Source organism: [Mycobacterium] fortunisiensis (genome assembly GCF_019050325.1).
In the GTDB taxonomy this organism is placed as follows: Bacteria; Actinomycetota; Actinomycetes; order Mycobacteriales; family Mycobacteriaceae; genus Mycobacterium; species Mycobacterium fortunisiensis.
Window position 1 is genome coordinate 56,470 of the sequence record NZ_VOMB01000022.1, and the last position, 19,693, is coordinate 76,162.

At 67.5% G+C, this 19,693-nt stretch carries 17 protein-coding genes; 8 read left to right on the forward strand and 9 right to left on the reverse strand.

Annotated features, from left to right (window positions below; translation table 11 throughout):
• Positions 1-129 precede the first annotated feature (129 nt).
• Genes FR943_RS20130 through FR943_RS20145 form a run of 4 tightly spaced genes read left to right on the forward strand, consistent with a single transcriptional unit; the run spans position 130 to position 5,629 of the window.
• The gene (locus FR943_RS20130) at positions 130-1,107 is read left to right on the forward strand and encodes an oligopeptide ABC transporter permease OppB (protein ID WP_217160032.1); all 978 of its coding nucleotides are present in this window, start codon (positions 130-132) and stop codon (positions 1,105-1,107) included.
• Entirely contained in the window at positions 1,104-2,060 is a 957-nt protein-coding gene (locus FR943_RS20135) for an ABC transporter permease (RefSeq protein ID WP_218045972.1), read from the forward strand. The genes FR943_RS20130 and FR943_RS20135 overlap by 4 nt, the downstream gene beginning before the upstream one ends.
• Positions 2,057-3,895: an oligopeptide ABC transporter ATP-binding protein OppD gene (locus FR943_RS20140; RefSeq protein ID WP_217160065.1), complete on the forward strand. Its 1,839-nt coding sequence runs from the start codon at positions 2,057-2,059 to the stop codon at positions 3,893-3,895. Before FR943_RS20135 ends, FR943_RS20140 begins: the two co-directional genes overlap by 4 nt.
• Positions 3,896-3,937: 42 nt before the next feature.
• Positions 3,938-5,629 carry an oligopeptide ABC transporter substrate-binding protein OppA gene (locus tag FR943_RS20145; protein ID WP_308170614.1) on the forward strand — a complete coding sequence of 564 codons (1,692 nt, stop codon included), beginning with the start codon at positions 3,938-3,940 and terminating at the stop codon, positions 5,627-5,629.
• On the opposite strand, the gene FR943_RS20150 is transcribed toward FR943_RS20145, so the two are convergent.
• Genes FR943_RS20150 through FR943_RS20170 form a run of 5 tightly spaced genes read right to left on the reverse strand, consistent with a single transcriptional unit; the run spans position 5,622 to position 9,235 of the window.
• Complete coding sequence (locus tag FR943_RS20150; RefSeq protein ID WP_217160034.1) at positions 5,622-6,860, reverse strand: alpha/beta hydrolase; 1,239 nt, start codon at positions 6,858-6,860, stop codon at positions 5,622-5,624. The two genes, FR943_RS20145 and FR943_RS20150, sit on opposite strands and share 8 nt — an antisense overlap.
• A 25-nt stretch (positions 6,861-6,885) precedes the next feature.
• Positions 6,886-7,152: a cytochrome C oxidase subunit IV family protein gene (locus tag FR943_RS20155; RefSeq protein WP_217160035.1), complete on the reverse strand. Its 267-nt coding sequence runs from the start codon at positions 7,150-7,152 to the stop codon at positions 6,886-6,888.
• A 34-nt stretch (positions 7,153-7,186) separates the two neighbouring features.
• Entirely contained in the window at positions 7,187-7,705 is a 519-nt protein-coding gene (locus FR943_RS20160) for a cytochrome c oxidase subunit 3 (protein ID WP_217160066.1), read from the reverse strand.
• A gap of 46 nt (positions 7,706-7,751) precedes the next feature.
• Positions 7,752-8,498, reverse strand: coding sequence for a hypothetical protein (locus FR943_RS20165; RefSeq protein ID WP_217160036.1), 747 nt, complete (start codon positions 8,496-8,498; stop codon positions 7,752-7,754).
• Complete coding sequence (locus FR943_RS20170) at positions 8,495-9,235, reverse strand: hypothetical protein (RefSeq protein WP_217160037.1); 741 nt, start codon at positions 9,233-9,235, stop codon at positions 8,495-8,497. The genes FR943_RS20165 and FR943_RS20170 overlap by 4 nt, the downstream gene beginning before the upstream one ends.
• A gap of 122 nt (positions 9,236-9,357) precedes the next feature.
• Here FR943_RS20170 and FR943_RS20175 point away from each other — a divergent pair, with 122 nt between their 5' ends.
• Positions 9,358-9,978, forward strand: a complete 621-nt coding sequence (locus FR943_RS20175) for a TetR/AcrR family transcriptional regulator (protein WP_217160038.1) — start codon at positions 9,358-9,360, stop codon at positions 9,976-9,978.
• A 137-nt stretch (positions 9,979-10,115) separates the two neighbouring features.
• Here FR943_RS20175 and FR943_RS20180 read toward each other — a convergent pair whose 3' ends face one another.
• Both FR943_RS20180 and FR943_RS20185 read right to left on the reverse strand, forming a co-directional pair.
• On the reverse strand, positions 10,116-12,749 hold the full coding sequence (locus FR943_RS20180) for an AAA family ATPase (RefSeq protein WP_217160039.1): 2,634 nt from the start codon (positions 12,747-12,749) through the stop codon (positions 10,116-10,118).
• Positions 12,746-13,894: a metallophosphoesterase family protein gene (locus tag FR943_RS20185; protein WP_217160040.1), complete on the reverse strand. Its 1,149-nt coding sequence runs from the start codon at positions 13,892-13,894 to the stop codon at positions 12,746-12,748. The genes FR943_RS20180 and FR943_RS20185 overlap by 4 nt, the downstream gene beginning before the upstream one ends.
• 117 nt (positions 13,895-14,011) lie before the next feature.
• Here FR943_RS20185 and FR943_RS20190 point away from each other — a divergent pair, with 117 nt between their 5' ends.
• On the forward strand, positions 14,012-14,533 hold the full coding sequence (locus FR943_RS20190) for a SixA phosphatase family protein (RefSeq protein ID WP_217160041.1): 522 nt from the start codon (positions 14,012-14,014) through the stop codon (positions 14,531-14,533).
• 27 nt (positions 14,534-14,560) lie between these two features.
• Here the strand turns inward: FR943_RS20190 and FR943_RS20195 are convergent, their stop codons facing one another.
• Positions 14,561-15,109, reverse strand: coding sequence for a DUF3558 domain-containing protein (locus FR943_RS20195; protein WP_217160042.1), 549 nt, complete (start codon positions 15,107-15,109; stop codon positions 14,561-14,563).
• Between the two features lie 8 nt (positions 15,110-15,117).
• On the reverse strand, positions 15,118-15,711 hold the full coding sequence (locus FR943_RS20200) for a DUF3558 domain-containing protein (RefSeq protein ID WP_372448198.1): 594 nt from the start codon (positions 15,709-15,711) through the stop codon (positions 15,118-15,120).
• 116 nt (positions 15,712-15,827) lie between these two features.
• On the opposite strand from FR943_RS20200, the gene FR943_RS20205 reads away from it, so the two are divergent.
• Both FR943_RS20205 and FR943_RS20210 read left to right on the forward strand, forming a co-directional pair.
• Entirely contained in the window at positions 15,828-17,573 is a 1,746-nt protein-coding gene (locus tag FR943_RS20205) for an ABC transporter ATP-binding protein (RefSeq protein WP_217160043.1), read from the forward strand.
• Positions 17,570-19,462 carry an ABC transporter ATP-binding protein gene (locus tag FR943_RS20210; protein WP_217160044.1) on the forward strand — a complete coding sequence of 631 codons (1,893 nt, stop codon included), beginning with the start codon at positions 17,570-17,572 and terminating at the stop codon, positions 19,460-19,462. Before FR943_RS20205 ends, FR943_RS20210 begins: the two co-directional genes overlap by 4 nt.
• Positions 19,463-19,693: the final 231 nt, after the last annotated feature.

A 19,693-nucleotide genomic window follows, 5' to 3' on the forward strand; every position in this document is an offset into this window, starting at 1 on the left:
TCCGCGCAGCCTGGCAACCGGCTGCCAGTTACCGGCGGGCGCGGCGCGGCCCACTCCGCCGCGCTGCCCGGATCCGGTTCCTGGCTGCTCTACCCTGTCTCCCATGTGGCCGTGGGCGGGGATGACCGGATGACGCGCTATCTGGCGCGCCGGCTGCTCAACTACCTCGTGTTGCTGGCCCTGGCCTCGTTTCTGACGTTCGCTTTGACGTCGCTGAACTTCAAACCGCTCGACAGCCTCGAGCAACGCAATCCGCGACCGCCGCAGTCCACGATCGACGCCAAGAGCGCCGAGCTGGGTCTCGACAAGCCGATTCCGCTGCGCTACCTGGACTGGGCCACCGGGGCGGTCCAAGGTGATTTCGGTACCACCGTGACCGGGCAGCCGGTCGCCGACGAACTGGGGCGCCGGATCGGCGTGACGCTGCGGTTGTTGGTCATCGGTGCGATCTCCGGCGCCGTGATCGGTGTTGCGGTCGGCGCCTGGGGTGCGATCCGCCAGTACCGGCTCTCCGATCGGGTCATCACCGTGCTGTCCCTGCTGGTGATCAGTACGCCGTCCTTCGTGATCGCCAACATGCTGATCCTGACCGCACTGAACGTGAACTCGATCCTGGGCGTGCAGCTGTTCGAATACACCGGTGAGACGTCCCCGGTGGTCGTCGGCGGCGCCTGGGAGCAATTCGTCGACCGGCTCCAGCACCTGGTGTTGCCGACGCTCACGCTGGCGCTGATGGCCATCGCCGGCTACAGCCGCTACCAGCGCAACGCCATGCTCGACGTACTCGGCCAGGACTTCATCCGCACCGCCAGGGCCAAGGGCCTGACCCGGCGTCAGGCCCTGATCAAGCACGGCCTGCGCACCGCGCTCATCCCGATGGCCACCCTGTTCGCCTACGGCGTGGCCGGTTTGGTCACCGGCTCGGTGTTCGTGGAGAAGATCTTCGGCTGGCACGGCATGGGCGAGTGGGTGGTGCAGGGCATCGCCACCCAGGACACCAACATCATCGCGGCCATCACGGTGTTCACCGGCGCGGTGATCCTGGTGGCCGGCCTGCTCTCCGACGTCATCTACGCGATGCTCGACCCGAGGGTGAGAGTCACATGACCCAGACTTCGGCGCCCACCGGCGACGCCGCCGCAGCTCGCTCGGGTCTGCACACCGAAGAGTTCGCCACCCGGCGCACCCTGGTGTTGCGCCGGTTCCTGCGCAACCGGCCGGCGGTGGTGTCGTTGGCCCTGCTGGTCGTCATGTTCGTGGCCTGCTATGCGCTGCCGTCGCTGCTGCCCTACAGCTATTCGGATCTCGATTACTACGCGCTGCAGGAGCCGCCGTCGACCCAGCACTGGTTCGGCACCAACGCCCTGGGGCAGGACATCTTCGCCCAGACCCTGCGCGGCATGCAGAAATCCATGCTGATCGGGGTGTGTGTGGCGTTCATCTCGACCGTCATCGCCGCCACCGTGGGCTCGGTCGCCGGCTATTTCGGCGGTTGGCGCGACCGCGCCCTGATGTGGATCGTCGACGTGCTGCTGGTGGTACCCAGCTTCATCCTGATCGCCATCGTCACACCGCGGTTGAGCCAGTCCGATCGAGTGTTCTGGCTGATCGTGCTGCTCTCGGCGTTCAGCTGGATGATCAGTTCGCGCATCGTGCGCGGACTGACGATGAGCCTGCGGGAACGCGAATTCGTCCTGGCCGCACGGTATATGGGGGTCAGCAGCGCACGCACGATCGTGCGGCACATCCTTCCGAACGTGGCATCGATCCTGATCATCGACACCGCCCTCAACGTCGGACTGGCCATCCTGGCCGAAACCGGTTTGAGCTTCCTGGGTTTCGGCATCCAGGCACCCGACGTATCGCTGGGCACCCTGATCGCCGACGGCACCGCATCCGCCACCACGTTCCCCTGGGTGTTCCTGTTCCCGGCCGGGGTGCTGGTGTTGATCATCTTGTGCGCCAACCTGGTCGGTGACGGCCTGCGCGACGCGCTGGACCCGGGCAGCGGACGGCTGCGCCGCCGCAAGAAGGCCCGCCGGTGGGGGGCACGACGATGAGCCGGTTGCTGGAGGTGTCCGACCTTTCGGTGGACTTCCCCACCGACGCCGCGACGGTACACGCGGTGCGGGGCTTGAACTTTCACGTCGACGCCGGCGAGGTGGTGGCGCTCGTCGGCGAATCCGGCGCCGGGAAGTCGGCCAGTGCGATGGCCGTCGTCGGGTTGCTGCCCGAGTTCGCCGAGGTCTCCGGATCTGTGCGGTTGCGCGGCGAGGAACTGATCGGGTTGTCCGACGGCCAGATGTCCGGCATCCGCGGCAACACGATCGGCACGGTGTTCCAGGACCCGATGTCCGCGCTCACCCCGGTCTACACCGTGGGCGACCAGATCGCCGAAGCGCTCGAAGTCCACAACCGCGAACTGAGCCGGCGCGCGGCCCGCACCCGGGCCACCGAACTGCTCGAGCTCGTCGGCATCAACCAGCCCCAGCAGCGGGCCCGCGCCTTCCCCCACGAGTTGTCCGGTGGCGAACGCCAGCGCGTGGTGATCGCCATCGCCATCGCGAACGACCCCGATCTGCTGATCTGCGATGAACCCACCACCGCCCTGGACGTCACGGTGCAGGCCCAGATCCTCGACGTGCTCAAGACCGCGCGTGACGTGACCGGTGCCGGGGTGCTCATCATCACCCACGACCTCGGGGTGGTCGCCGAGTTCGCCGACCGCGCCCTGGTGATGTACGCGGGCCGGGCGGTGGAGGATGCGCCGGTGGCCCGGCTGTACGAGCAGGCCGCCATGCCCTACACCGTCGGGTTGCTCGGCTCGGTGCCGCGGCTGGACGCGCCGCAGGGCACCCGGCTGGTGCCGATCCCCGGCGCACCGCCCGCGCTCACCACCATCCCGCAGGGCTGCCCGTTCGTCCCGCGCTGCCCGCTGGCCATCGACGAATGCCGGGCCGCCGAACCCGATCTCATCGAGGTGGCCCCGGATCATCATGCCGCCTGCATCCGGACCGAACACGTCGTCGGACGCCGTGCCGCCGAGCTCTACCAGGTGCCGCAGGCCACGACCACCGGGGTTGGGCCGCAGGACACCGACGTGGTGCTGCGGGTGCACGAGGTGTCCAAGACCTTCAACCTGACCAAAGGGGTGGTGCTGCGCCGGAAGATCGGCGAGGTCCGCGCCGTCGATCACATCAGCTTCGACCTGCGCAGCGGCCGCACTCTCGGCATCGTCGGTGAATCCGGGTCCGGTAAATCCACCACCCTGCACCAGATTCTGAATCTCACTGCGCCGGAGTCGGGTTCGATCGAAGTGCTGGGCGCCGACGTCGCCGGCCTGAACCGGTCGGCACGACGGGCCCTGCGCACCGACCTGCAGGTGGTGTTCCAGGACCCGGTGGCCTCCCTGGACCCACGGCTGCCGGTGTCCGACGTGTTGGCGGAGCCGTTGACCGCCAACGGTTTCGACAAACCCCGCGTCGAGGACCGGGTGGCCGAGCTGCTCGAGTTGGTGGGGCTGCGGCGGGCCGATGCCAGCCGGTACCCGGCCGAGTTCTCCGGCGGCCAGAAACAGCGCATCGGGATCGCCCGCGCGCTGGCCCTGCAGCCGAAGATCATCGCGCTGGACGAACCGGTCTCGGCACTGGACGTCTCGATCCAGGCCGGCATCATCAACCTGCTCCTCGATCTGCAGGACCGGTTCGGCCTGGCCTATCTGTTCGTCTCACACGACCTGTCGGTGGTCAAACACCTGGCCCATGACGTGGCGGTGATGCACAAGGGCGCCATCGTCGAGCAGGGGTCCGGCGATTCGGTGTTCGTCGACCCGCAGCACGAATACACCCGCACATTGCTGGCTGCGGTGCCCCAACCCAAACCCGCCGGCCGTTAGGTATTGCCGCAAGTCCGGGTGGCTGCCTCTAGCATCGGTTGGGTGAACGGGTTCAAGGGGTTCAAGCTCCAGCGCATCGCCATCGTCGCCGCAGTCACCGCACTCGTCCTGGCCGGATGTTCGGGTCGGGACGAGCACGCCCCCTCCCCCGGCGGCAACGCCGAGATCGGCTCCACCAACGACATCAACCCACAGGACGTGGCGAACCTGCGCCAGGGCGGCAACCTGCGACTGTCGCTGACCGAGTTCCCGTCGAACTTCAACCCGCTGCACATCGACGGCAACACCGCCGACGTCGGCTCGCTCACCCGCTCCACCCTGCCGCGGGCGTTCGTGATCGCCGCCGACGGTTCGGCGACGGTCAACACCGACTACTTCACCAGCGTGGAGCTGACCGGCACCAACCCCCAGGTCGTGACGTACACGATCAACCCCAAGGCGGTGTGGACCGACGGCACCCCGATCACCTGGGAGGACATCAAGTCCCAGGTCGAAGCCAACAGTGGGAAGAACCCGGCGTTCGTCATCGCCGCCCCCAACGGGTGCGAGCGGGTGGCCTCGGTGACCCGCGGCGTGGACGACCGGCAGGCCGTGATGACCTTCGCCAAGCCCTACGCCGACTGGAAGGGCATCTTCGCCGGCAACGGCCGGCTGCTGCCCAAGAGCATGACCGCAACCCCCGAGGCGTTCAACAAGGCTCAGCTCGCCGAGCCCGGCCCGTCGGCCGGGCCGTTCATGGTGTCCAACCTCGACCGCGGCGCACAACGGATCACGCTGAGCCGCAACCCGAAATGGTGGGGCACCCCACCGCTGCTGGACACCATCACCTACCTCGTCCTGGATGACGCCGCGCGCATCCCGGCACTGCAGAACAACGCCATCGACGCCACCGGCACCGCATCATTGGACGAGCTGACCATCGCCCGCAAGACCGCGGGCATCAGCATCCGGCGGGCGCCGTCGGCGAGCTGGTACCACCTGACCTTCAACGGCGCGCCCGGCTCGATCCTGGCCGACCCGGCCCTGCGCCGCGCGGTGGCCAAGGGCATCGACCGTCAGGCCATCGCCAACATCACCCAGCGCGGCCTCACCGACAATCCGGTGCCGCTGAACAACCACATCTTCGTGGCCGGCCAGCAGGGCTACCAGGACAACGCCGAGCCGGTGGCCTTCGACCCGGACCGGGCCAGGGCCGAGCTCGACGCCCTGGGTTGGAAAGTGCCTGACGGACAACAGTTCCGGGAGAAGGACGGCAAGCAGCTGACCATCCGCAACGTCTTCTACGACGCGGGCAGCACCCGACAGGTGGCCCAGGTGGCCCAACACATGCTCGGCCAGATCGGGGTGAACCTGACCCTCGACACCAAGCCGGGTACCGGGTTCTTCACCAACTACATCATCAAGGGCGACTTCGACATCGCCCAGTTCGGCTGGTCCGGTGACGCGTTCCCGCTCAGCTCGCTGACCCAGGTCTACGCACAGGACGGTGCCAGTAACTTCGGAAAAGTCGGCAGCCCCGAGATCGACGCCAAGATCGAGCAGACGCTGGAGGAGCTGGACCCGGACAAGGCGCGGGCGCTGGCCAACGAGCTCGACCGGTTGCTCTTCGAAGAAGCGTTCAGCCTGCCGCTGTTCCAGTCGCCCGGAAACGTGGCGGTGCGCAGCAACCTGGCCAACTTCGGCGCTTTCGGCCTGGCCGACCCCGACTACACGAAGATCGGCTTCCTCAAGTAGATCCGGGCAGCGGCAGTGCCGCCTCCAGGGCGGCGGCCGCCGCGATCGCCGACACCGCAGCCCGGATGACCATGCGCTGCGGCAGCGCGTCCAGTTCCGGGGCGGTCGCCGAAAGCTGTTCGGCCACACCACCGCACACCGCCCGCAGCACTGCCAGTGCCGCACGCTCACGGGTGTCGAGGATGCTGTGGGCCGCGGTGGGCATCGACACCAGCACGGCCCGCGGCACCAGCTCGGCGATCCGCTCGGCGACCGCGGGCGGCGTGGTCAGATCACGACCACCGGACAGTACGACGGTGGGCCAGTGGAAGTGCGGCATCTGGGTTGTCAGGTCGAACGGTTCGGCTTCGAACGGTTCATAGAACCGCGCGCTGCCGATCATGTCCGCCATGTCCAGCGCGGGGTCCAGCGGTAGACCGTCGGGCACCCCGGCGTAGTTCAACTCGCGGAACGCAATCCGCCCGACCAGATCCACCTCGTTGCGGTAGGGCGCTTTTCGCGTCGAGAGCCGGCTCAGCCGGCGCATACCCCGCCACACCAGGGTGCGCCGGCGCAGCAGCAGGTCGAGTTCACGGTCCAGCAGCGCGGCACCGCCGAAACCGTACAGCAGGCCGGGCAATTCGCCACCGTTGCCGGCCAGTGTCCCGTCGGCGACCAGGCGGTGCACCTTGGGCACCAGCGGTGCCGTCCGCGGGTCGGTACCGTCCCAGAGCAACCCACGGATGGCGCTGCGCACGGCCTCGATATCGGTGGCGGACAGCAGTGGCGAGTCCAGCACCATGGCGGCAACCCGGTCGGGATGACGCACCCCGAAGCCGGCGGCGAGGTAACTGCCGTATGAGGTGCCGTACAGCACCGCCTCGTGGCTGCCGGCATCGTCGAGCACCGCAGCGATGTCGTCGACCACCTGCTCGACGGTGATGGCCGACGGTGGTAGATCCGCGCCCGCGTCGGTGTGACGCGACATTCCGATCCCGCGGTGCTCGACCATGATGACGTCAAGACCGGCTGCGGCGGCATGCCGGCGGAACGAACGGTAGGGCTGGACCGACGCGACGCCGGGCCCGCCGGGAACGATGACCACCGGACGCGTCGATTTGCGGCCGGCCCGCACGTAGAACAGGTCGAACTGGTCATCCGAGTCGGGACTGACTCCACGTCGCACCGCCCGCACCCCGGGCAACGCAGCCAATTTGTCGTGCACCCGCCTGCGCTTGGCATTCATGGTCATTGCGCTCCATTGTGCCGCGCCGGGTTCAGATCAGATAGATCGCGAAGATCCCCCCGAACAACACCGCCAGCCAGCCGTCGGTGGCGAGTTTGAGCCATGGCGGCGCACTCCGCACCTCCATGAACTGCCGGATGATCAAGCGGGACTTGATCAGCGTGAACGCCAGCACGAGTGCGGTGATCGGCACGCTGGCCCGCAGGGTGTCGGAGTACTGGGCCGGCGCGAGCCACCACGATCCGACGGTGATGGCGACCAGCACCAGCCAGGTCCGGGTCACTGTCTTGTCGGTCATTGTCGGCTCCTCGCGCAAGCGCTCGTCGGTCATGTCACCTCATCACGTAGAGCAGGCCGAAGATGATCACCCAGAGCAGATCGACCATGTGCCAGTAGACCGCGCTGGATTCCACCACCGTGGACCGGCGGCGGGACGGGATCCGCAATTCCCGGATGATCACGCCCAATGCGATGAGCCCGATCAACACGTGAATCAGGTGCACACCGGTGAGCACGTAGTAGAACGAGTAGAACATCTCGGAGTTGGTGTGCCCGGCCTGGATCTTGACCAGCCACTCATAACCCTTGCAGGCCATGAACATCAGACCGCCGATACCGCCGGCGTAGGTGTACCGGATAGCCACGTCGTGACGGCCGGCGCGAGCGGCCAGCACCGCCCGGGCCACCAGCCAGGAGCTGGTCAGCAGGATCACGGTGTTGACCACGCCGATGGTGATGTCGAGATGTTGTTGGGCACGCAGGAATTCGTCCGGATTCATGGTCCGGTAGATCATGAAGATGATGAAATAGCCGCCGAAGATGACCAGGTCACCGAGCACCATCACCCACATGTTGCCGTCGCCCGGCAGATGTTCAGCCCGCTGCTGCGGGCGTGAGTCAGTTTGTGTCACTGGGGTTTTCCTCCTGCATGGCGGCCTGCCGCAGCAACACGATCAGCGCCGAGAGCCAGACCGAGAAGACCACGACGGCCAGCCAGAACGCGATCGAGCCGTTCCAGGCGAACGGCCCGGAGGGGAATACGAACATCTGGGTGGCGATGACCTCGGTGATGATCTGCCAGATGCTCACGTAGGCGAACCAGGCCGGGAAGACGTTGTTCTTGTCGTAGAGGATGGCGATGGCCAGCACCAGGTAGGCCGCCGTGAAGCAACCCAAAGAGCCGTTGTAGGACAGCATTCCGAGGTCGTAGAGCAGGCTGATCAATTCCGGATCACGGTCGGGCCGGAACGCGGCGGTCAAGAAGCACACCGACACCAGCAGAAACCCGGGCAGCGCTCCGACACTCATGCCGCCGATGTAGCCGTAGGCGAACACCGAACCGACCGACATGCGCTTGATCTGGTAGGCCACCAGGCCGTTCGTCATGGCCGCGCCGCCCAGCAGGATCAGCAGCAGGCAGAACCCGATTTTGATGGTGAAGCCGTGCTCGGCGAAGAACGCGACCTTGTCGGCCGCGGTGACATCGGGCCGCGGTGGTGGCGTCACCCGGGTCAGGATGCAGATGATGACGCCGAATGCGCCGTACCAGAGCGGGAAGAACCAGGTCATCAACCGTACGTCGGGCCGGCCCGGTGGCGCCTCGCCCGCGGCGCGGGAGGTCGGGCCGGGGGTCAGTGTGGTCACGCGGTCACACCTTCGTCCACGGCCTGGCGGATCACCGCGCGACGCAGCACGAAGAACATCACGACGACGAAGATCGCGAACGCACCGTTGCGCAGCCAGAAGGCCAGCACGCCGTCCCATGCCAGCGGCCCGCTGTGGAACACCGCCGCGCCCGCGGCTGGGATCATTGCGATGCCGGTGGCCAGCGAATAGTGCCCCACCCATCGCGGGAACACCGGGTCCGGGCCGTCGTCGAAATACACCGCCACCGCGAGCAGGACGAACTGTGACACCACCATGCCCACCGGCGCGACGAACACGATCCAGGCCAGGTCGTTGAGCAGCATGATCAGCTCAGGGTTGCGGTCCGGCCGGAAGGCCGCAACCAGGAACAGGATGTTGGACAGCGCGAAGATGGTGGCGCCACTGACCACGGCGGTCAGGTAGCAGTAGGCGAATACGCCGCTCTGCTGCATGCGCTTCATCTGGGTGACGATCACCATGAAGAACGGCAGGATCAGGATCCCGCAGAGATTGAACGTTACCTGGCTGAACCGGATCCACGCGGTGTGATCGGCGTAGAAGCCGGCCACCTGCTGCGCGTTCCAGCTCGGTGACATGGGTGGCCAGAAGCCCGGGAACGCCAGCAGCGCCAGCAGCAGTACCGCGCCGACCGCGGGGCCGGTCCACAAGCTCACCCATTGGGCCTTGATGTTTCCGGCTTTCGGCAGGTCTTGAACCTGCTCCAGGATCTGCACGCTACCTCCAAAACTGACTTCAGTCAGAACTTGCCAACTCCGAAACCGTAACGCTCCACGCGTCGGAAGGAAAGAGTCAATACTGAGTACAGTCAGTTCTTGATTGTCGTAACATCGGGATCGTGCTGAAGGCTCAATCGCCGCCACCGCGCAGCCGCAAGGGTCAGCAGACCCGCGAGCGGTTACTGGGTGCAGCGATCGCCGAGTTCAAACGCGGCGGCATGGCCGCGGCCGACACCGCCGCGATCGCCTCGGCCGCCGGGGTCGCCCACGGCACGTTCTTCTTCCACTTCCCCACCAAGGAACACGTCCTGGTGGAGCTGGAACAGCGCGAGGAAGCCCGGATGGCCGCCGAGCTCATTCGGGCCTTCGCCGAACCGCACGATGTGCGCACCACCTTGGCCGAATCGGTGCACATACTGGAAAAACTGGAGCGGCGGCTGGGCCGCCCGCTGTTCAAAGATTTTCTGGCCCTGCACTTTTCCACCACCCGCCCGCCCACCGAGGAATGGGCACACCATCCCGTGCTCGTGACTCTGGTCGAAGAACTGCAGCGGGCCAGGGCTGCCGGTGAGATTCCCGACGAGGTCGACGTGCTGCACAACGGGGCGTCATTCTTCGCCGGTCTGTACGCCCTGCTGATCACCATCCCCGACACCCCGGACGTCCGGGTCCCGGTGATCAACGAGTACCTGACCACCTACCTCTACGGCATGCGGGTGCGGGGCTTGGATTCGGGCTGACCCACAATTCGGTGGCCTCCTGTGACGTGTCCCGTTTTCTACCTGTGGGTCGTGGCCAGGCAGAGATCACGACCCACCGGTAGAAAGCGACGACGTCCGCTGGGCTAACGCCTGAGCCGGTTGGGGCTTGAGCTGCGCTACGCCGTCAGCGCAATGTGGTGGGCGCCCTGCACGCCGGCGTAGCGCTCGGGGCTGCACGTCAGCACGATCACCTGGCCATCCCCGCCGACCGCGTCGAACACCGCACCCATCTTGGTCAGCCGGTCTGGATCGGTGAACCCGAGCGCGTCGTCGATGATGACCGGCACGCTGTCCTCCTTGGCCACCATATGGGCGCCGGCCAACCGCGCCACGATCGCCAACTGTTCCTTGGCACCACCCGACAGTGAGTCATACGGCACCGTCCGCCCGGACAGCGTGCGCGTGCAGATGTTGAGATCACTGTCGACGTCGACCTCGAAATCCTCGCCGAACACCAAGCGGCCCAGCCGCTGCACTTCGAGGCGGAACGGATCGGCATACCGCTGCCGGGTGGCGTCACGGTGCCGCGCCATCACCGACCGCAGTGTCTCGGCCGCCCGCGCCCGGCGATGCACCCGTAGATACTCGGCATGAGCATGTTCGCGTTCGGTCTCGGCGTCATCGAGCTGTCCTTTGCGGCCCTGGGTGCCGTACACCTTGAGCTGTGCGGCGATCTCCCGCAAGGCCTCGACCGCGACGTCGTGACGCCGGGCGAGCTGCTCGGCTCGACGGACCGCCTCATCCAGCGTGGCCTGAACGGAATGCGGTGGAGTGGCAGACAATTCAGCACGCAAGGAGTCGGCCTTGGCGGCGGCGGCCCGGGCGTGATCGTCGTCGGCCTGCGCCTTGATGGCCACATCGTCGTCGGCGACCGCGACCCGCGCCGCCTCAAGGCGTCCACTGCAGACAGTCAGCTCGGCCTGTGTCGCGGTGAGCTTCTCCCGTGTCGCACTGAGCCGGTTGTTCTTCTCGGCGAGCTTCCGGGCCGCGGCGGCGAGCACCTTACGGCTGGTCTCACAATCCGTCGTCGCCTGCCGGTGCGCAGCCACCGCGGCGCTGAGTTCGTCTCGCGCGGTGGTGATGTCGGCCGGGCCCGCCATGTCGAACAACCCGGCTTCGGCGGGCTGACCGTCGTTGAGTTGGGCCAGCCGAACCCGCAGATCCTCGAGCCGGTCATCGCCGGTGAGAGCGTCGAGGGTGGCTCGCAGCCGGTCCCGGTCGGCCAGCAACTCACGCCGCCGGCTGTCCAGCACACGGGCCGCTTCGACGGTGGACACCCCGGCTCCGCCCAGCGCAGCGGCCAGCACCTGCTGCGCGTCATCGAGCCGGGCGGCGGTCTGGGCGGCCGGAGCTCCCGGAACCACCCGCACGGTGAGCACCCCGGGCAGGTCGATCTCGGTGCGGGCAGTGCTGTTGACCGACCACTCGACCCCGGGCTGCAACGCCACGCCGGCGTCGTCCACCCGGATGTCCAGGTCCGTGGCGGCGACCAGTTCGATTCGCGCCGAGGCCAATTCGGCTTGGCCGGCCGCCCGCTCCACAGCCACGGCAGCGGCCTCGATCGCCCGCATCGCGGCGTCGTCGAGGGTGATCGCGGTGAGTTCGGTGGTCACCCGGTCGAGTTCGCGCACGGCGGTATCGATCTTGGCCAGCCGCGCGGTGAGGCGGTCCGCCTCGTCCCGGTCGGAAAGCCGATCGAGCGCGGCCCGGGCCGCATCGACGCGGGCCGCGTGATCATGCACCGCAGTCTGGGCCTGTTCGACCGCGTCCTCGGCCGCCTCGTGCACGTCGCCGGCCGTTTCGGCCTCCTCGGCCGCGGTGGCCAGGGCCGCCTCCAACTGCGTGATCGTCGCAGCCCGCTCCTCCAACTCGGCCCGCAATCTGCGGCGTTCGGTGAGCGCAGCAGCCGATGCGATCTGCGTGGCCCGGGCGGCCTCGGCCACGATGTCGGCTTCCTTGAGCTGCCGGGTCAGCGCGGCCACCGCATCGGCAGCCTTACGGGCATCGGCCAGAGCCGCCTGAGCCTGCTCCCGCTCCGCGGCCAAACCGCTGACCTCGGCACTGAGTTCGGCATGCCGGCGCACCGCCTCATCGACCTCGGCCACGGCGGCAGCACACCTGGCCACCTCGGCGTCGGCGGCCGCGAGCCGCTTGGTCACCGCAGCCCACTCGCCGGTGGCCCGGCCGGTGGCGGTGAAGTAACGCAGGTACTCGGCGTCAATCCGCTCGACCAGCAGCGGTTCGTCCCCGGAGAGCGCCACCGCCTCACCCGCGGCCACGTCCAGCGCCCGGGCCAGCGCGTCCGAACCGGACAGGTCGACCGGCGCCGTCGAGCCGGCCTGCAGCACCCGCTGGGCCTGCCACAGACCGGTGTCGACGGTTTCGGCGAGCAGCGCCAGCACCCGCTCGTGGGCCTCGTCCCCACTGAGCTGTTCACGCACCGGGGCCAACACCGTGAGCTGTGTTTCGGCGCGCTTGTGAAACCGCTTGCGGTACATGAACCGGTATGGCCCGGTGGAGATTTCGGCGGTCACCTCAGCACCGACATCGGCGTGGGTGGGCTTGACCTGCTTGACTTCCTTCTTGCCCGATCGGTCCTTGGCCTCGAGCAGCAGATCCAGCGCCTCGATCATCGAGGACTTGCCGATCTCGTTGGCGCCGCTGACCACCACCACGCCGTGGTCGGGGAATTCGATCTCACGGTGGGTGACGCCGCGGTAGTTGGTCAGGACCAGGCGGTGCAGCTTCATGCCACACCTCGATCGACCAGACGCAGCAGCAACCCGAGCGCCGCTCGCGCATCGTCGGCCCGTTCCCCGTCGGTGCGCGCGGTGGCCACCAACTCATCCACCGCGGCGGCCGCGAACCCGCCGATGCCCAGGTCGTCGAATTCGCCGTCGGCGGGCAGCACCGCGATGTCGGTGTGGCGCTCCCACTGGGTCAGTGCCGCGAACAACCGCGCGTACTTGTCCAGGCAGGCGTCGAGCGCGGCCTTGTCGGTCACGGTCAGCGAGCCGGTCAGCGCCAGCCGCACCACCGTGCGTTCCTTGTCAGCCAACAGATCCAGGTTGAGGTCCAGGTCGGCCACGTCGCGGTCGGTGTCCACCTCGCGGCGCAGTGTGATGAACCGCCACCGGCCCACCCGTTCGGAATCCACCCGCACCGCGCGCTGCGGATCGGCCTCGTCGATCTGTACGACCAGCACATGGCCAGGATCGGATTCGATGTCGTCATAGTTGGTCACCTCGGGGGAACCCGAGTACCACACCCGCCCGGTGGATCCGACCTCGGTGCGGGAGTGCTTGTCCCCCAACGCCACATAGTGCACTGCACCGCGAGCCAGCGCCGCTTCGACGGCGGCCAGCCGGATCAGCGACGGCTTGTCCTTGTCCGGGTCCAGAACGTCAACACCGCCGTGCCCCACCAGAATCCGCGTCGTCCCATCGGCCGGCAGCTCGGCCAGCACGTCACCGACGAGGTCGGAGGTGGGTGCCTTCGACCGCCAAGGCGCGGCCACGATCTGCAATCCGGGCCGTACCTCGTGCACCCCGGCGCGGTCGAGAACCACGACGTTGTCCGGACATTCGGACGTGAACAGAACGCTGGTGTAGACCGAGGCGGCGTCGAGCGGATCATGGTTGCCCGGCAACAGATACACCGGCACTCCGATGGCCCGCATCGCCTCCAGCGACAGGCTGACATCGCGCGGCGCCAACTGGTTGTGCTCGAACACATCCCCGGACACCACCACGAACTCCGCGCCCGAGGCCGCCGCCACCGCACCGAGCCCCGCGACCGCCTCCCGGCGCGCCGCCGAGTACCGCGGCTGGGCCTCGCCGCTCAGGAAATGACGAGTCATCCCGAGCTGCCAGTCGGCGGTGTGCAGAAAACGCATCGGCCCGTCCTTTCCCGTCGGCTCATCGTGCGAGCAAGGCGAGTCTAGGACCGGGGGCCGACAAGTCCGGGGACCTACAGCGGCATGGCCTGGCCCGAGTGCCTTAACCTGGGTGCGATGGCCGATCCGAACAGTCCGACCCGGACCCTGCTGCTGATGCGTCACGCCAAGTCGGACTACCCCGACGGGGTCGCCGATCATGACCGCCCACTGGCCGCACGCGGCATCCGGGAGGCCGCACTCGGTGGCGACTGGATCCGGGCCAACATCGGCCCGATCGACGCGGTGTTGTGCTCGACGGCGACCCGCACCCGCCAGACCCTCGAACGCACCGCGATCGAGGCCCCCGTCCAGTACGCCGAGCGCATCTACGACGCCAGGCCGGGCACCGTCATCGACGAAATCAACAGTGTGCCGTCACGTTTCGGCACGGACCCGGCCACCGTGCTGGTGATCGGCCACGAGCCGGCCATGTCGGCCGTCGCGCTCGGCCTGGCCGATGGCTCCAACCGCACTGCCGCCCAGAGCATTTCCCTGAAATTCCCGACCTCGGCCATCGCCGTGCTGCGCACCAGCGCACCGTGGGACCAGCTCGGGCTCGACGGCGCGGCGCTGGTCCGCTTCCACGTCCCGCGTTAGCCCCGCCCCGGACTCACGTCGCCGGACTCAGGAGTTGGTGGCCAGCGTCAGTTCCATCAGCTTGATGGCCATCGGACAGGCATCGATCCCCGGCCCCTGCGGATTGACCCACCACCCGACCACGCCGGCCGCGTCGCTGGCCACACCGCAGGCCCCGTTGAGCCCCTCGGGCCGCATGACGATCGAATCGACGCCGGCGATCCGACGTTGCTCGACCGCATATTTCAGGTTCTCGGCGACGTCACGCTCGTTGTCCAGACTGCCCTGCTCGTACCAGAACCGGGTGATGTCGACCAGCCCGGCCGGGTTGGCCGCCTGCCAGCGGCACACCGCACCGACGAACGTGCTCTGGATGTCCAGCGGATCGGCGCCCACCGTCTTGGCCAGCAGGTCCTCGGTCAGGACGTCACATTCCTTGAGCAGGTTGGGATAGGTCTTCTCGGAGTTGTTGTTGCTGGGACCGCCCCCGGAGCCCTCCTTGGCCGCGACGCCGTCCACCGTCTGCGTGCAGCCGGTCAACCCGGCAACCACCGCGAGCATCGCAAGCAGGCCGGTCACCCCACGTCGGGTCGTCATCGCCGGGCTCATTTGGCATTCACAATCGACTGGCGGGTCAGCTCCTTGGCCACCTCACACGGGTCGGGATAGGGCTTCTGGTCGAAGCTCACCGACCACTCGATGAAATCGTCGTCGAACTGGATGCCGATCTCACAGAGATTCACGTCGCCGGCCTTGAGCGGGTTCTCCCCGATCGCGATGAAGCCGCCATGCCCCTCGATGTTGATGTCCTCCACGCTCGTCCGTGACAGCTCCTCGGTCTTGCGTTCCCGGCCGATCGGGCTGCCCCGGAACCAGGTGAACGAAAAGTGCGGGCCCAGGATGCTGCCCCCCTGAAGCCACTGACAGCCCGAGGAGTTGGTCGCGGTGTTGACCAGCCCTGGCACCCCGGTCAGCTCGGACACGGTCTGATCGCTGACCCCGCCGCAATGCGGAAAATGCGGACCGTGCTTGCCCGCACCCGCGACATTCGGGGACTCGGTCTGCGGGACCTCCGGGGATGCCGGTTCATCGCTCGAGCAGCCGGCGAACACCGGGATGGTTGCCGCAGCCAGCACCACCAAGGCTCTGGCAGCGCGCGTTCGTGGCATGGCGGTCGTGCGGACAGTCACGCCATGCACTGTAGCCGCAGCGCTGACCCCGCAGATAGACATAGTGACTGACCTGGACTTTCGCCGATGCGGACACGTCGCCGCCGGGACACGACCGGCACCGGCCGGTGTGCGAGAGTAGCCAGATGCTCTGGGCGCTGCTGCGACAGTACGTGCGGCCGTACCGCCGGCTGCTCGCGGTCGTGGCGACGCTGCAGGTGATCAGCACCCTGGCCGCGCTGTATCTACCCACGATCAACGCGGCGATCATCGACGACGGCGTGGCCAAGGGCGACACCCACCGCATCGTCGAACTGGGCGCGGTGATGCTGGCTGTCACCGGATTACAGGTGGCGTGCGCGATCGGCGCGGTGTTCTTCGGATCGCGGGCGGCCATGGGGTTCGGCCGGGATCTGCGCTCGGCGATCTTTCAGCACGTGACGACGTTCTCGGCCACCGAGACCGCCCGGTTCGGCGCCCCGTCGCTGCTGACCCGGACCACCAACGACGTCGGCCAGATCCAGCAACTGCTGCAGATGACCGCCACCATCCTGATCACCGCCCCGATCATGTGTATCGGCGGCATCCTGATGGCACTGCACCAGGACGCCGGGCTGTCCTGGCTACTGGTGGTCAGCGTGCCGGTGCTGGCATTGAGCAACTACTGGATCATCCGGCACCTGATGCCGATCTTCCGCCGCATGCAGCAGCTGATCGACGGGGTCAACCGGGTGATGCGCGACCAACTGTCCGGGATCCGGGTGATCCGGGCGTTCGCCCGCGAGCCCATCGAGCGGCGCCGGTTCGCCGGGGCCAGCGAAACCCTGTCCGCCACCGCCGTGGAAGCCGGACAGTGGCAGGCGCTGATGCTGCCCGCCACCACGCTGGTGATCAACATTTCCAGCGTCGCGCTGATCTGGTTCGGCGGGCTGCGGATCGACGCCGGGCAGATGCAGGTGGGCTCCCTGATCGCGTTCCTGGCCTACTTCATGCAGATCCTGATGGCCGTGCTGATGGCGACGGTACTGGCGGTGATGTTCCCGCGGGCGTCGGTGTGCGCCGAACGCATCTCGGACGTGCTGAACACCCGACCCCAGATCAGCAGTCCCGCCGACCCGGTCCGACCGGTGTCCATCGGCGGCCGGATCGTGTTCGACGACGCGTCGTTCAGCTACCCGGGCGCCGACCGTCCGGTGCTGCAGCAGGCCTCGTTCACCGTCGCACCCGGGACCACCACCGCGGTGGTGGGGTCCACCGGCTCGGGCAAGTCCACACTGCTGGCCTTGATCTGCCGGTTCTACGACGTCACCGCGGGCTCGGTGCGCGTCGACGGCGTCGACGTCCGCGACCACGACCTCGAACAGCTGTGGTCGACCATCGGCCTGATCCCCCAACGCGGCTACCTGTTCTCCGGGACGATCGCCGAAAACTTGCGCTACGGCGCCGCACCCGGCCAGGAACTCACCGACGAACAGATGTGGGAGGCGCTGCGGATCGCGGCCGCCGACGACTTCGTCGCCGCCCACCCCGACGGTCTGGACCGCCCGGTGGCACAGGGCGGCATCAATTTCTCCGGCGGCCAACGACAACGGCTGGCCATCGCCCGCGCCGTGATCCGCAGACCGGCGATCTACCTGTTCGATGACGCGTTCTCGGCCCTGGACGTACACACCGACGCCCGGGTGCGGGCCGCGTTGCGCGAGGTGTCGGCCGAGGCCACCGTGCTGATCGTGTCGCAACGCATCTCGACGGTCGTTCAGGCCGACCAGGTGATCGTCGTCGACGACGGCCGCGTCGTGGGCATCGGGACCCACGCCCAACTGCTGGACGACTGCCCCACCTACGCCGCATTCGCCGCATCGCAGACGGTCACCGCCGGGGAGCCGCGGTGACGGGGCCGGCGTTGCGCCGCAGCGGGATCCCCGCCCCGCCGGTCGAACGCACCCGCGATTTCCGTGGTTCGGCGCTGCGCCTGCTGCGCCGGCTGACACCACAGCGGCATCTGGCGATCGCGGTGGTGCTGCTCGGCATGGCCGGTATCGCCATCGGGGTGATCGGTCCGCGAATCCTCGGCCACGCCACCGATCTGCTGTTCAACGGCGTGATCGGCCGTGAGCTGCCGGCCGGCCTGACCAAGGACCAGGCGGTCGCCGCGGCCCGGGCTCGCGGGGACACCGGCTTCGCCGATCTGCTGTCCGGCATGAACGTGATCCCGGGACACGGGGTGGATTTCGCGGCGGTGGCCCGTACCCTGGCTCTGGCGCTGGGCTTGTACCTGGTTGCCGCGGTGCTGGTTTGGCTGCAGGCCCAATTGCTCAACATCACCGTGCAACGCACCATGGTGGCGCTGCGGGCCGACGTCGAGGACAAGTTGCATCGGCTTCCGCTGTCCTACTTCGATTCCCGTCAACGCGGTGAGGTGCTCAGTCGCGTCACCAATGACATCGACAACATGCAGACCTCGGTGTCGATGACCATCAGCCAGTTGCTGACCGCACTGCTGACGGTGTTCGCCGTGCTGGTGATGATGCTGACGATCTCACCGCTGCTGGCGCTGCTGACCGTCGTGACGGTGCCGCTGTCGCTGTGGGTGATCCGCTGGATCACCCGTCGTTCACAGCCCCTGTTCGTGGCGCAGTGGCGCAACACCGGTCGGTTGTCCGCCCATATCGAGGAGACCTACAGCGGTTTCACCATCGTCAAGACCTTCGGACACCGCGAGGCGGCGCAGCAACGTTTCGCCGAACTCAACGACGAGGTGTACCGGTCCAGCCGTGGGGCGCAGTTCTTCTCGGGCCTGGTCGGCCCCGCCACGATGTTCATCGGCAACCTGAGCTACGTGGCCGTGGCGGTGATGGGCGGCATACAGGTGGCGACCGGTCAGATCACCCTGGGCAGCATCCAGGCGTTCATCCAGTACGTGCGGCAATTCAACCAGCCACTGTCCCAGATCGCCGGCATGTACAACACGCTGCAGTCCGGGATCGCCAGTGCGGAACGAGTTTTCGAGTTCCTCGATGCCGAGGAGCAGTCTGCCGATGCGGATGCTGAACTCCAGATCCACGGTGGCCGGGTGGAATTCGACCGGGTGAACTTCGGCTATCTGCCCGACACCCCGGTGATCGAGGACCTGTCGCTGGTCGCCGAGGCGGGCAGCACGGTGGCGATCGTCGGCCCCACCGGGGCGGGCAAGACCACCTGCGTGAACCTGCTGATGCGGTTCTACGACGTCGACTCGGGGCGAATCCTGATCGACGGCACCGACATCTCGACGGTGAGCCGGCAGTCGCTGCGCGCTTCGATCGGCATGGTGCTGCAGGACACCTGGCTGTTCGGCGGAACCATCTACGACAACATCGCCTACGGCCGGCCCGACGCGGCACCCGACGAAGTGATCGAGGCGGCCAAGACCGCCCACGTGGACCGGTTCGTGCACACCCTGCCCGACGGGTACGACACCCGCGTCGACGATGACGGCGGTGCCATCAGCGCCGGCGAGAAGCAGTTGATCACGATTGCCCGGGCGGTGCTGGCCCGGCCCCGGGTACTGGTACTCGACGAGGCCACCAGCGCGGTGGACACCCGCACCGAGTTGCTGATCCAGCAGGCCATGGCCGAATTGCGCCGGGACCGGACCAGTTTCATCATCGCCCACCGGCTGTCGACCATCCGCGACGCCGATCTGATCCTGGTGATGGACGCCGGCCGGATCGTGGAACGAGGCACCCACGAGGAGCTCATGGCGCGGCACGGCCGGTACTGGGAGATGACCCAGGTCTAGCGTCAGACTGCGATTTCCGAGCTGACAGCGCGCAGGTTCCACAGGCCCAATGTGATCGCACCGGCACCCAGCCACGTACCAACCCCGCCGGCCACTGACATCCCCTTATCGCTGTGGATACGCAGGACAAGGGCTGCCACAGCGCTGCGAGGATATATATCAGACCGCCGAATCGTCGGAGCCACGAACCGCGTGTTCAGTTTCTCCATCTAAGATCCGTTACAAATTGTA